The organism is Paenibacillus sp. R-74696 (genome assembly GCF_055814915.1).
This window is the reverse complement of the sequence record NZ_JBPULM010000031.1, coordinates 140073-155180: the sequence shown is the minus strand read 5'-3', so window position 1 is coordinate 155180 and position 15108 is coordinate 140073. Positions and strand designations below refer to the sequence as shown.

Here is a 15108-nt window from a genome sequence, read left to right as displayed (position 1 = left end):
ATGTCGTCCGTTGCGTCGAATACAGCATACTCGCTGTTCTATTCTGAGCTGACATTACCGGTTGCCACTGGATCAGGGAATGTAAATCGGTAATTTCCCGATCCGATGAGCAGGACATGTCCGTAGTCAGTTTGTTCCGCTTTTACAATCCCACTCACGCTGTCCAACTGCTGCTCACTCTCCAGTATGTCGGCATATCGTTTCGCAGGGATGACAACGTCAGCGGTGGTATTAGCGGGAATACTGACTTCCATCTCAACAAAACCGTTATCCCGTTTTTTCCAAGAAACCGATATCATACCTTGGACCGAGAGAAGAGAAGCCTCTACCCAAGCAAATGCATCTCCGAATTGAGGATGAATCCGTATTTTCTTGTAGCCCGGTTCTGCCAAATCGATTCCGCCCGCAATACGATAGAGCCACTCTCCAATCGATCCGTAAGCGTAATGGTTAAACGAATTCATCCCCTCCGGCCAGAAAGTACCATCCTTCTTGATGCCGTCCCAGTGCTCCCAGATCGTGGTCGCCCCTTGGAGAACGGAATAAATCCACGAGGGATACTCTTTCTGAAGTAGCAATTGATAGGCTAGATCGGTGTATCCGAATCGCGTCAGCACCATGCACAGATAAGGTGTACCCACGAATCCGGTCGTTAAGTGGATCTCGTTCTCTTTAATATGATCAACTAACATCTTGACTGCACGATCGCGATCCTTTTCTTCCAACAAGTCAAACATCAAAGCCAGTACGTATGCCGTTTGAGTAGGAGCAGCTATCCTCCCGCTAGGAGTAACGAATTCATGTCGAAATGCCGAAATAATGTTCTCGTGCAGGTCTTTATAAACGGTCACATCTTCTGTATTACCAATTGCCGCTGCGGCCTTCATCAACAATTCCGTTGAATAAGCGTAGAATGCTGTAGCTATGAAGTCTTTCGGCGTTGCTCCGACAAGACTGTTTTCCTTGGCATCGAGCCCAAGCCAATCTCCGAAATGAAACCCTGTATTCCAAAGATATTCATGATCACCTTGTGAACGAATATACTCTACCCAGGCTTTCATACTCGTGTACTGTTGTCGCAGTACGCGTATGTCACCGTAACATTCGTATAAGGTCCAAGGACAAATTACGGCGGCATCGCCCCAAGCGGACGAACCATAACCTGCTACCGGAACATCCGGAATGACGTGGGGAACTCTTCCATCCGGTTCTTGGTCAGCCGCCAAATCCCTTAGCCATTTCTCAAAGAAAGGAACGACATTCATATTGAAAGCAGATGTCCGAATAAACACCTGGGCATCGCCTGTCCATCCAAGTCTCTCGTCTCGTTGAGGACAATCCGTTGGGACGTCCAGAAAGTTTCCTTTTTGACCCCAGAGTATATTGTGCTGTAGTTGATTAACCAATTCATCAGAGCATCTGAAGCTGCCCGTTTGCTCCAAATCTGTATGAATAACGCAGCCAATCATTTCCTCCAGCAGTCTTTCATTAGGAGATCCGATCACTTTGACATAGCGAAACCCCTGAAAAGAAAACGTTGGTTCGAACATTTCCTCCTCACCGCCACGACATATATAGGTGATAGTCTGCTTAGCCATTCGAAGATTGTCGATGTAGAAATTCCCTTCCCGGTCCAGTACTTCCGCATGCTGCAGTGTAATGACGGTACCAGCGTCTGCTCTTACAGTAAATCGAACCCAACCCACCATATTTTGACCCATGTCAACGACAGTCTCACCTTTTGGCGTAGTGATGACTTGAATTGGCTTTAGAGTTTCAACAATACGGACAGGTTCGTTTTCTTGAGCGACCAAAGAGGTTACTGGAGGCTCAGGAAGGAACACGCCTGCCCATTCTCCATCTTCATAACCGCAAGCAGACCAGCCGTCTATGCTGAGTCTGGCATCATAGGTTTCCCCATGATATAGTTCGGACATTAGCAGCGGTCCGGTTGTAGAGCGCCACTCCCGGTTAGAAACAATGGTATGCTCGGAGCCGTCGGACAACTTAATATGCAGTTGGATTCGAACGGCTCGGCTTTTTCCGTAAAACTCATTTTCTCCTTCCCAAGCTAGGTCCCCATTATACCAGCCGTTACCTAACATGCATCCTACTGCATTGGAGCCTTCTGTGATTAGATCGGTAACATCATAAGTTTGATATTGGAGCCGCTTATGGTAGCTAGTCCAGCCGGGATTAAACAACGTATCGTCTGCAGGAACACCGTTCACATACAATCGGTACAAGCCCAAAGAGGTCGCATAGATTCGGGCGGAGACCACTTTCTTGGGAATAGTAAATTCGCTCCGCATGTAATCGACGGGTTCATTCTGTTGGGTTGGAGCAATCCAATGGGCTTCCCATTCTGAAGGCGACAGTAATGCGGTCTCCCAGAATGAAGGCTCGCTCCATTCCGATACACCACCCAGATTATCCCATATGCGTATTTTGAAATAATAGCGGGTTCTAGATTGAAACAACTGACCATTATATTCAATATGCACATTGTTAGTAGACATTGTTTTACCAGTGTCCCATACTAGGTCCTGTACACATTCATGATCTCTACCTACTTGAATCTGATAGGCCGTTTGTATAAAACTCCTCGATTCCGCAATGATCTGCCAACTCAAACGAGGGTGCATATCATCTATTCCCAATGGATTCTTTCTATAATTCACACGAAGATTGACCACTTCACTGCTGGACATATTAATACCTCCTTATCGAATACACGTTATCAGACTGGTTTAATGGTAAAGCTATACTCATAACGTCCCGGTTTAACTTGAAATTCCTTGTGGATATTCGCTGTCCAGCCCGTATCTCCGCCCAAACCGCTATGAACGTGGTCAACGTTGACCCAGATCCGATCACGCTCTGGTAGATCCTCGATATGGCCGGCTGCGGCATAATCCTCAACACTGTTACAATGAACGTCGATGTGAAGCGGCTTGAAGCCAATGAACATCATTCCGCTACCATCTTGATCGGTTAATGTAAACCAGCGGACCTCCTCCTTGCCGCCCCACTCGACCGGAACAATATACGGGCAGAGCTTTTCATCCACAATAGAACTGTAAAGTCCTATTGCAGCGCTATGCTTACGGTCCGAATAACTTTCATGCGGACCACGGCCGAACCATTTCATCTGATCGAATGTACGGGGAAGCGTGAAGAAAAGCCCTATACGCGGTAAGAGAGAAAGTGGCACGTGTGCGTCTACACGGTTATACACTTCGATTGAACCGTCACCATAGATAGAGTAACGAACTGTGCTATAGAATCCATCCGATCTATTTTCCGCATGTATGAAAGCTTCGGTCTCAATCTGTACCATGCCTTGATCATGTTGAACTAATCGAACAGATACAACCTCTCTAAGCATCCTGTTCAATCCGTAGTTTTCCCATTCTACTGCGTATGAAGGACTGTTCCCCATTCCCCGATCAATACCAGTAGGTGGTCTGAAATAATTTTCCCTTGCCCCGGAGAGTAGCAGCGGTTTCCCGTTCTGGACATAGGATTTCAGCAAGGCTTCATGTTTATCGAATAGAATCCCAAATCCTGTGCCCTGAACGTGGATTGCCGCTCCGTCTTCTTTTACTGACAGTCCCGTTTGCAGAGAACGTTTAGGTAAAATAGAACTAACCTCAAGCGATAGCTCAAATTGCTCGCAGAAGATTTCATGTCCAGCAGCCGCCCATTGCGTATCATGGCGAAGACGAAACGAAAAATTCATATAATATTCAAACCCTGCTTTTGGCTCCGGCTGGCTGAATGGAATTGTTATCTCTTCATGCCGTTCTGGGGGAATACTCGGTAGGAGTAGCGAGCCTGACTGGATGACTTTTCCGTTTTCTGTAAATTCCCAATCCATCTGCAGATGATCCAAATTAGTGAAGGCGTATTTGTTGACAATGATGAATCTCCCTTGGAGAGCTTCCTTGTCCTTAATCGCAATAGGAGCTTGCAGCTTCTTGATTTCATATGCACTTGGATGAAGTTCAAGATCCGGTGACACGATTCCATTTATGCACATATCGGGAACAGAATCCACGACTAGTTCGCCAAAGTCACCACCATAACACCACGTTGAGGTACCATCCGTATTTCTTTTGCGAAAAGCCTTGTCGGCCCAATCCCAAATATAACCGCCTTGAAAGCGCGGATACTTGTCGATCATCTCCCAGAACTTATAGAAGTTACCGTTACTATTGCTTTTAGCATATGCATATTCGCACATGATCAGAGGCCTTAGATCTCGTGTATCCGCCATAACACTTTCCACCCAATTAAGATTTGGATACATGGGGGCACGTATATCTGATACTAGCGGGCCGGGATCGCCGCTCTCGTATTGTACCAGTCTGTATGGATCATAATGACGAATCCACCCTGCCATGGCAGCATGATTCGGCCCTACGCCCGATTCATTCCCAAGTGACCAGAATAGAATGGAGGGATGATTCTTGTCGCGCAGAACCATGCGAATCGCACGGTCTAAATAAGCAGCGACCCATTCCGGATTTTTGGATAAGGTAGCTTGGATCCCGTGTGTCTCAAGATTGGCTTCATCTACCAGATATATACCTAATTCATCGCATAAATCGTACCATGCCGAATCATTCGGGTAATGGCTCGTCCGGACAGCATTGAAGTTTAACTGCTTCATCTTCACGATTTCTTCCCGCATCCGTTCTAGAGTTATCGTTCTCCCCGTGTCCGGATGGTGCTCATGGCGGTTGACGCCACGGATAACCAGCCGCTTGCCATTGAGAAGGATAACACCATCTGGTGAGCGCATGATCGTACGAAATCCGACTCTGCAGCTTTCAAAGTCAATTTCATTGCCTGCTGGGTCAAGTAAGGTCAACACAAGCGTATATAGATTTGGCTGCTCCGCGCTCCATAATTTAGGATTTGAAATGGTTGTCATGAGCAGCGCAGCGCCATCCTCATGCTCCCAACTGGTCTCCACTGAACCATACATAGGGGTAGAATTTGCAACAGAAGCCGTCATTGGATCAATGACTCGTCTCCCTTCGGCATCAAACAACGTGGCTCTTACTGAGTATTTGCTGTAATTTCCAAATTTGTTGACGTGTGCGTATATAACGATGCTTCCGTTCTGATACTGATCATCTAACAAAGCCATAACTTTAAAATCACGGATATGATGCTTAGGCTTGGCAATCAGAGCAACAGATCGATGAACGCCCGAAAGGTGCCAGTAGTCCTGGTCTTCCAGATAAGTACCATCCGACCAACGTATCACCTGGAGAGCCAATGTATTAGTTCCCTGCCGTATCAACTCCGTAACATTAAATTCGGCGCTCAGTTTGCTATCCTTCGAAAATCCTACGCATTGGCCGTTCACCCATACATAGAAAGCCGACTCGACAGACTCAAAGTTCAGAAATATTTCTTTGCCGCTCCAGTCATGTGGGATCGTAAATTCGGTCAAATAACAACCCGTTGGGTTATCTTCTGGTACGTAAGGTGGACAGAGCGGAAGAAACCAACCTAGCAATTCCGCAGGATCATGATGACGAAGGTGGCGTGAATCCTGAGGATTTTCGATATCGAACGGATACGCAATGTTCGTATAGATTGGTTTTCCATAACCTTGTAGCTCCCAGCACCCCGGAACTTGAATTGTGCCCCATCCTTCAGGCTCGAAACAATCTTTATAGAAACCTTCAGGGACTCTGTGTGGATTAGGAGCCAAGTGAAAGGTCCATGTTCCATCAAGCAGCTTTACATTTGGAGACTTGTAGCGCTCACGATGAAACGCTGCCGCTTCGGAGGCATATGCCCCCCAAGGCGAATGCATCGCTTCTCTGTTAACCTGCTGAACATTTGGGTTTTCCCAGTCAAAATTGTGCGGCTTCGCATACAGATTCATTTGCTGCCTCCTAATTGCTATTTTGCTTGGTAATATTTTCGAATCTAGCGTCTCAAGTTGCTACAAGGCGAAGATGATTTTAACATTTCCCCCTAGAAAATGAATACGCAAAGAAGAAGGATGAAACGTAATCCTGCTTCTTAAATCGTAGCTCCTTAAGATAAAGAGTCTTGTAAAAAAACAGTAAGTTATCCGCAATGAGGTCGAATTACTTACTGTTTTTCTTTTTCGCTTGTTTCTTAGCAAGCTTTGCTTAGAGCACATGTCTTCCAACGCAAATTGCCCGTTGAATATGGTAAATCCTAATCATCCGCTCCGTTTACCTGATCGTGGCATCTGCATAAAAACCTCTTTTTTTCCCGTCGATATACATGGACGATTTGATGCGGAAGCTGTTTTCGGCACGAATATCGTTCGAGGATGCGCCAACCTTTACTTCCATTTCCCCCGCCTCAATTTTCCATTTCATGTCGGTATCCAGAAGGGCGAATTGGCTAGGCTGCATCGTAAAAGTCACCGTTTTTGTTTCCTTGGGCGCTAAAGGCACTCGAACGAAGCCGGCCAATTCCATGACGGGACGAACCATGCAAGCGTATGGATCACGTACGTAAAGCTGAACCACTTCTTCACCGAAAACTTCTCCTGTGTTCGTAAGGTTAAGCTCGACTTTTATTTGCTCTTCCGGCTCATAGGCATTTTGCTCAATCCGCAGGTCTGAATAAGCAAATGTCGTATAAGAAAGCCCATGTCCGAAATAATACCTCGGCTCGCGGGGACAATCGACATAGCTGCTGAACTCGTTTATCGTGCCCACGTGATAACTAGAGCCATTGTCGTGATTATAGAAAACCGGGATCTGACCCGCATTATATGCGACGGAAACCGGCATTTTACCGGAGGGATTATAGGTTCCGAAAAGCACATCAGTTATCGCTTTCGCACCAAACTGCCCTGGATTCCAAGCTTCAAGTATGGCATCGATATGTCGATCAGCCATGTCGCTCGAAATTGGTCTTCCGTCGAAGTGTACGGCGACCGTTGGTTTATTTAGACCTGCCAGCTTTTGAATGAAGCTCTCCTGACACGCTGGCAAATGAATGTTGGTCGCATCGATCCCTTCTCCGGTCGTACAAGACGTTCCCCAGCCGTGCTTCCCGCCTAATGCTAATATGACAAGATCAGCCTCAGCTGCGGCGGCCAATGCCTCTTCATGCTTAGAGGTATCATTGCCGGCATAGGCAAATCCATAGGAGTAGGTTACTTCGGCTTCCGGAACTTCCAGCATGATTTGCTCGAACAGATTAAGCGCACCTAAGTAGCACTTCCTCATAAGCGCCTCGACCTCCGGCAGCTCAATCTTCACTTGACTGCCAGGATAAGTATAATGGTCTCGTCCCGCCCCGAACTCATCCTTTGTTAAATTCGAGATCTTCTCGAAATCGACGCCGGCCATCGTATTTCCGATACCGAGCATATTTTCAGACAATGTGGCAAAGGTATAGCCGCCGAAAAGCGCTCTTGTCGATGCAGCAAGCTGACCAATGACGGCTATCTTCTGTTTAGTCCGCTTTAATGGGAGTACTCCGTTGTTTTTCAATAAAACCAAGGATTGTCTCGCGGCGTCCAAACTGATCTGCTCGTTTGCTGCGTCAGTGTAGATCGAATCCATGTCCGCTTTGGATCGTGGAAACGGATTTTCGAAGAGACCAAGTTCGAATTTAGCGATCAAGATGTTCCTAACCGCCCGGTCAAGAGCATCCATTTCGACATCGCCTTTCTTAATACGCAGCATTAGCTCCTCGTTATAGCAATCCTTTGAAGGAAGCTCAATATCCATCCCGGCGCGCAAAGAACGTTCGCCCGCATCCGTTTTGTTCTCGCAAAGCATAAGACGCGTATGCTGTTCAGCAATGGAAGTATAGTCTGACACGACCAAGCCTTCGAAGCCCATTTCCCCGCGCAGGAGTTCGGTGAGAATCTTCTTGGAGCCGGTCACGGACTCCCCGTCGATCGAACTGTATGTGTTCATCACGGACTTCAGACTGGCGTTGGTAATCGCCGCTTGGAACGGCTTGGCATATACTTCTCTAAGCAACCGCTGTGGAATCGGGGTCGTTGCGGCATGTATGCCTCCCTGCGTCGCATGATAGCCAAGGAAATGCTTCGCGCAAGCCAGTACCGCTTCTTTCACATCTCCATCGTTCTGTAAGCCTGAAACATAAGCCGTTCCCAATGCCGATGCCAAAGCCGGGTCTTCCCCATAGGTTTCACCCTGACGCCCGAAGCGTGAGTCACGCGAAATATCTAATACTGGCGCAAAAGCATGGGAACCCCCAACCGCCCTAACTTGGCTCCCCACGATCTTCCCCATCGCTTTTAGCAGTTCCGGATTCCAGGTTGAGCCCTGTCCGATTCCGGATGGGAAGCTAGTCGCTTCCGGAAGCAATCCGCCGGTAAGAGCTTCCACATGGAATATGGCAGGAATGCGGTGTTCGCTGCGAGCCATAATCATCTTTTGGATACGGGTTACTTCTTCTGCAACGGCTTCCTTATCGCTAAGCTTGCCGGCGAACAGCATGGAAACCTGGCCGGCGCCACATGGGTAATCCTTTTCAAACTGTTCAATGGTATCATTTTGCGGCATGTACCCGACGATTTGTCCCATTTTCTCTTCGATACTCATTCTTGCCAGCAAATCTTCTGCCCGATGTAAAGCCGATAATGAAGGGTGCCGATAATCAGTCATAGTCCTCTACCTTCCATTCCTCAGTCCAGTCCAAATAGGCCATCTCGCCTTCAAAACGTACCGGCAGCCAAACGTAATCCGCGATCGAAGTATTGACAAGTAGGTCATTGTGATCTTCTTCCGTCAAGACGTGCTCGATTTCCGGATTGAAGATCGCATTGAATTGTTCCGATACCTTTTGGTACTTTTCCCCATTATAGAATGCCTCACCGGATATTTCCGGAAGGTTCGGGATCCAACGATCTGCCAAGGCGATATACAAATCTTTTTTATTGGGATGCTTAAAAACCGATGTAATCTGAGTATTATAGGAGGTACGGGAAGTATCGTTTGGATGCGGATCCCCCATTAACTCCCATGGACCATGAAAGCTGCTCGCGCGTGCAACTTCCGATGGGTTCGGATGATAACCCGTCGTACCGGACGTAAACAAATAATGCAATCCATTCCGATAGAAATAAGCTGGTGCTTCACGTACGAACGGGGGCTGTATTTTCGGGAAATGGGTGGAATAATAACCCGTTACATCCGTAAAGTCCGTGCTCAAATCAGCGCAAATGAGCTCGCTGTGTACTCTTTCGAAATAGTAGTAGGCTTTGCCGTCTTGACTAACCAAATCGAAATCACCCGCGCTCATATCCAACGGGCGAAGGTCGCTTTGCACCATCGTATACGGTCCCAAAATATGGTCAGCCGTCAAAACCGTCGACTTTTGCGTCCCATCCCGTTTCATCACTTTGATCCAGCAAACGAATTTACGCGTTGCTTCATTGAAAATGATATGCGGCCTATCTGCATATTGAGCGGGATGAAGCGGCGACTCCGGGTCATCCTCCACCGGTGGAATGATGAGCCCTTTATCTTCCCAATTGTACAAATCTTTAGAGGCATAACATTTAACCCCCCAGTGCCAAATTCCGCTTCCGGGCTTTGTATGTTCCTTATTTTCGCCATACCAATAAAAGGTATCACCTACCGTAATAATGGAGCCACCGTGTGCCTGGATGCGCTTCCCTTCCGTATCCAGCCATATTTGTCCTGGTCTAATCGAATGATATGTCATACTTGCACTCCTTCCTTAATAAGAATCTCTGATCTATTTCCTTCCACATACTCAAACCAATCAAAGTCGGCATGCTTCTCGCCGTTGCTCATATCCTGACAGCAAATTCCAACAAAAGCGCCGGTAAACGCCATATTATTGTAAAACTCATCAGAGAGTGTACTCGCATCCAAGATTGGACCGATCGAAATCCAATTTTCTTCATTCATCGAATAATAGAATTGCAATTTATCGTAGTCTACGACCACCTTGAGATAAACCTTGCTCCAGCCCGCTATGGATAGATCTTCCACCGGCTGCTGAAAAGCGATATTTTGAGCGTAAACGATGCCGATACATTTCCCAAGTTCCTCGTCATGGCTTACTCGGAGATAGTAGTAATTTTGGGTGTTGTACAAACATACCAATCCAGCCATTTGTTGAAAGTTCTCCGGTTCAAACTCGACGCAGGTGGATGCCGTATACTTGTGAGACTGCTGCCTCCTAGCTACCAGACTCTGTTTATGATTAGAAATAAGAGACTCTTTGCCCTTCAGTCTCAGAAATCCCGGTCTTTCTGTTAAAGACAACATGTCCTCTCCTAAAGGGATTCTTAATGTAGCGAAATGGATATTCAACCTCTCCACGTTAAAATCGTCTCTTGCCGGCTCTGGTTCCCATGGATGTTCCGGAATATCAGGCGCCATTACCTTCGCCTCAGGCTGATTCCCTCCACACGCCAGTCTGAACCACCCATCCTCAGTCCAAGTCATTTTTTGGATAGCGGTCTCTCTTCCTAAGGTGCATCTGCCCGTTGTAGGAATCGGTCTAGCGCAAAGATGAACCATATACCACTCCCCGTTTTGGGTATCCACAAGGGAACCATGCCCTGCTTTCTGCAGAACCAAAGTTGGATCATGCCTTGATGTCAATATCGGATTAACCGGATCCACTTCATAGGGGCCCTCGATATGTTGGGAGCGGGCCATGGTTACCGCATGGTGTAAGCCGGTACCACCTTCAGCCGTCATCAAATAATAATAGCCATTATATTTGTAAAGATGCGGACCTTCGGTAACCCAAAGACTCGTTCCTTTAAAAATATTTCTTGGCTTGCCAATAAGTTTTTTTTCCTCAATGGAATATTCCTGTAGATGTATGCCCGCAAAAAGATTCTTTCCGGCTCTGTAATCCCATAGCATATTGACGAGCCACTTTCTTCCGTCATCATCATGAAATAACGAGGGATCAAATCCGCTGCTATTCAAATAGATAGGGTCAGACCATTCGCCATTGATATCCGTTGCCATTACAAGATAATTATGGGTGTCTTTGAAGCCCCAACCGTCCAAGGATTTCACATTGGTATATATGAGATAAAAAACACCATCACAATAAGTCAAACATGGTGCCCAAACCCCCGCTGAACTTGGATTCCCGATCATGTCCAATTGAGAAACACGATTCAACGGGTGAGCAATCAGCTTCCAATTTACCAAATCCTTCGAATGATGGATTTGTACGCCAGGGAACCATTCAAATGTAGAAGTCGCAATGTAATAATTATCATCCACTCTCACGATTGACGGGTCAGGGTTAAATCCAGGCAATATAGGATTAGTTATTGATCTCATTTTTTGTATACACCTCATAACTTCTCATCTTCTGCATGATTGAATGACGGCTAGGGATCATCCGCTGGCCACTTAATCGAACTTCTATTCTTTTACGCTGCCGAGTACGATTCCTTTCAAAAAGAACCGCTGCAGGAATGGATACACGAGCAGAATCGGCAATGAGCCAAGGAATATCTGCGCGGATTTGTAAGTCCGGTCACTAATTTTTTGCATGGCTGCGATCGTCTCCAGACTGGCGGTATTAAAGTTTTGCTGGATGACTACCGTTTGCAGGTAGCTCTGCAGTGGATAGTTGTTCGGCGAGTTCATGAAGATGAGCCCGTCAAACCAGGAGTTCCAATGAAAAACCATGGTAAACAGCGTAATAGTAGCCAACGCCGGCGCGGACAGCGGGACGAACACTCTCCACAGCGTTGTCCAATGGCCTGCGCCATCCATGAAAGCAGCTTCCTCCAGCTCCTTAGGCAAGCCTCTGAAGAAATTTAACAATAAGATCATATTAAAGATCGGCACCGCTTGTGGAAGAACAAGCGCCCACACAGAATCAAGGATGCCCGTGTATTTCACCGTCATATACAGCGGGATGAGCCCGCCGTTAAATAGCATCGTAAAAACAAACACCCAAGCGTAAATCGTGCGGCCACGGAATTTTTTTGCATCTTTCGATAGCGGATAAGCAACTAAAATCGTCAGCACCATATTGATGATCAAACCGACGGAGACGCGTTTCAATGTAGCCAGAATGGAATTGAAGAATTCGGCTTGCCCAAGTACGTACTTATACGAATCCAACGTGAACTCAACCGGCCAAAGCTTGACATAACCAGCAGCAGCGGCGGAACTCGAACTAAACGAAACCGCTAACACATGAATGAGCGGTAATATACACAGAACCGACAAGAGAGTCAGGAAGATATAGTTAATCCCTATAAACAGCCTTCGGCTCGGCGTTAAACGTTCTACCATAATCGATCGACTCCTCTCCCACTTAGAATATCCGGTAGTTGGCAAAACGGTAGGCTAGGAAGTAAGACGTCGAAAGCATAATCAAAGATACGACCGACTTAAAGAGCCCAACAGCTGTAGCTACACCATACTGCGCATCGACGATACCAATTCGATAAACGAATGTGTCGATAATGTCACCCGTTACATAAACTTGGGGACTATACAAATTGTATACCTGATCGAAGCCGGCATTGAGCACTTGGCCGAGCGCCAGCGTTGCTGTCAATATTATGATCGGAGCCATTCCTGGCAATGTCACGTATAGCGTTTGCTTCCAACGATTCGCGCCGTCAATTACGGCTGCTTCATATAACGTGGGATTGATGCTTGTAAGCGCTGCCAAATAGACGATGGTATTAAATCCGAATTCCTTCCAGACGTCCGAGGTAACAAGAACAGAGCGAAACCAGTCATTACTGCCCAAGAAGTAAATGGAATTCAACCCTAACCCGTTCAACACTTGATTGACGATACCACTTGTAGGAGACAAAATATCGATCAATACACCGCCAAGAATGATCCAAGACAAGAAATGCGGCAAGTAAACCAGAGTCTGAATGGTTCGCTTGAACAGCTCCTTACGAATCTCATTTAGTAACAGCGAAACTACGATCGGTACAAATAAGCCGACAATAATCTTCATGCATGCAATGATAAGCGTATTCCAGACGACTTGAATGGACCCAGGCAATGCCATCACATAACGAAAGTTCTCAAGGCCGTTCCACGCGGAATCCAGAATGCCGCGTGCAGGGTTGAAATCCTGAAAGGCGATAACAGAGCCGAGCATGGGGCCATAGCTATATACCAAGATCAAGAGAAGCCCCGGCAGGATCATGAGATGAAGGGGCAATTGGAACTTCCACGTCCGCTTGCCCCTTGGCTGAGCCAATGATTCCATGATAATCATCTGATCATCTGTGGCTTTTTTCAACATGGCGCTTCTTCCTTTCCTGTCCATTTGGTCGCAATCTACCTCTTTTAGCGGAGGTAGATTGCGGATCACGTTGTCCTTATTTTTTCTTCATTAATTCGTTGACTTCCTTCGTTATCTCATCGCCACCGAGCTTCTTCCAGTCCGTGACGAAGCTATCAAACGTCTCGAGCGGTTCACCCATAATAATGCCAGTAAACGTCTGAAGCTCCTGCTTCATCAGTGTCGAGTCCCGCTTCGTCATCGTCCCCGTCATGACCTGGTTAAAGGCATTTGGCATAAGCATGCCTGTTTTCTCATACATGTCGATAATGCTGAATGAGGAATCTTCAATACCGAAAACACGGTTCAGAGCCCAATCGATCGTTTCCAGCTTTTCTCCGTTCACAGCCTTCTTGACGCTTCGATAAGCACCCATCTGCTCATTCGAAATGGCCGATTCCTCTTTTTCACCATTGATGACTTCTTTCACGATGCGATGTGTGTTCAGGTTCTTCTCCGGTTCAGCGGAATAGATGGAATACATCCAACGCTCGATTCCGTCGACCGGGCTTGTATTCAACTTGTCGATCTGTTCTTGCGTGTACGATGTCCCATATGTGATTTCAAAGTAAAGGTTTATCATTTTGAGCAGCGCTTCCGGATGTTTGGCATCCTTGGTCACCGCAAGGTATTGCTGCGTCGATTTAAGGCTAATGCCCGGCACTTGCGCCTTGACTGGCTTTTCATCGATGGAGACGATCGGAAAAGGCTTCAAGTCCATATTCGGATCATTATTTTTAAGATCTTGTAAGACGAGCGGAGCTGGCATGCTGCCGAACCATAGACCGATTTTACCGGCTACAATTAACTCCTTCTCTTTCGTCCAATCTTTCACGCCGAATTCGGGATCAATATAGCCTTTTTTATACAACTCCTGCAGCTTGCTGAGCGCCGTCTTCACTTCTGGCTGAATGCTGCCGAACGCAAGGTTGCCGTCGCCATCTTGAATCCAATTTCCTTTTCCGCCTTGGCGAGGGTACGCATGGTAGCTGTTGAAAAAACCCTCCAATCCAAATAACCCATACAGATCCTTGTCTACGGCCATACCATAGGTATCCTTTTTACCGTTGCCGTCCGGATCTTGATTTACGAATGCATCCATTATTTTGAAGACGTCATCCATAGTCTTTGGCGCTTGAAGGCCCAATTTCGTCATCCAATCTGCGCGGATCCAAACCAAGGGCGCTTGGTCGATCCTGGAGGTTGGAGCAGGGATCGCAAGCAGCTTGCCGTCAAAGGTAGCTGAATCAAGCGATGCGGGACCTGATGATGTCAAAACTTCCTTCGTCATTGGACTTGCATAGTTCTCGTAAAGTTCCGTTAAGTCAGCCAACTTGCCTGCATCCGCTAATTGCCGCAGCTGCGAGGAATTCACCGGCACGATGTCCGGCAGGTCACCCGAGGCGATAGAGACGTTCATTTTCTGTTCGCCTTGACCACCAGGCTCGTCTCCTTTCACCGTCCATTCATTAGTGAGTTTAATACCAAGCTTGTTCGCATATTCCTGATACCACACGTTATTATCTATCGTTTCCCCTTCACCGAATTTCAAAGAAGGGCTGATTATACGTACCGTCGTGACATCAATGTCTGACTCATACTTCCCCAAATATCTTTCTTCAGGCGTTTGAGTCTCATTAACTTGGGCAGTTCCGTTGTTCGTCGCGGACGGTTCATCCGAGGTATTCTTGTTGCCGTTATTGCTGCATGCGCTTGCAACTAAGCTGACCGCTAAGAGAACAGATACCATTGTCGCTACGCGAGCACGATTTTTCATTCCAACTTCCCCCT

The 15108-nt window shown here is 46.9% G+C and carries 8 protein-coding genes; all 8 read right to left on the bottom strand.

What is annotated here, in order from left to right; all coding sequences use genetic code 11:
- Positions 1-38: 38 nt before the first annotated feature.
- Positions 39-2711, bottom strand: coding sequence for a family 78 glycoside hydrolase catalytic domain (locus ACSR9A_RS15725; RefSeq protein ID WP_473758166.1), 2673 nt, complete (start codon positions 2709-2711; stop codon positions 39-41).
- Between the two features lie 29 nt (positions 2712-2740).
- Positions 2741-5908, bottom strand: a complete 3168-nt coding sequence (locus tag ACSR9A_RS15720) for a glycoside hydrolase family 2 TIM barrel-domain containing protein (protein WP_473758164.1) — start codon at positions 5906-5908, stop codon at positions 2741-2743.
- 319 nt (positions 5909-6227) lie between these two features.
- Entirely contained in the window at positions 6228-8654 is a 2427-nt protein-coding gene (locus ACSR9A_RS15715) for a glycoside hydrolase family 3 N-terminal domain-containing protein (protein WP_473758162.1), read from the bottom strand.
- Positions 8647-9717 (bottom strand): family 43 glycosylhydrolase, encoded by a 1071-nt coding sequence (locus ACSR9A_RS15710; RefSeq protein ID WP_473758161.1) that lies wholly within the window; start codon positions 9715-9717, stop codon positions 8647-8649. Before ACSR9A_RS15710 ends, ACSR9A_RS15715 begins: the two co-directional genes overlap by 8 nt.
- Entirely contained in the window at positions 9714-11330 is a 1617-nt protein-coding gene (locus ACSR9A_RS15705; protein ID WP_473758159.1) for a glycoside hydrolase family 43 protein, read from the bottom strand. The genes ACSR9A_RS15710 and ACSR9A_RS15705 overlap by 4 nt, the downstream gene beginning before the upstream one ends.
- 84 nt (positions 11331-11414) lie before the next feature.
- Positions 11415-12299, bottom strand: a complete 885-nt coding sequence (locus ACSR9A_RS15700; RefSeq protein ID WP_473758157.1) for a carbohydrate ABC transporter permease — start codon at positions 12297-12299, stop codon at positions 11415-11417.
- Between the two features lie 22 nt (positions 12300-12321).
- Positions 12322-13242, bottom strand: a complete 921-nt coding sequence (locus ACSR9A_RS15695; protein WP_473758423.1) for an ABC transporter permease — start codon at positions 13240-13242, stop codon at positions 12322-12324.
- Positions 13243-13354: 112 nt separating this feature from the next.
- On the bottom strand, positions 13355-15094 hold the full coding sequence (locus ACSR9A_RS15690) for an extracellular solute-binding protein (RefSeq protein ID WP_473758156.1): 1740 nt from the start codon (positions 15092-15094) through the stop codon (positions 13355-13357).
- Between the last annotated feature and the right edge of the window lie 14 nt (positions 15095-15108).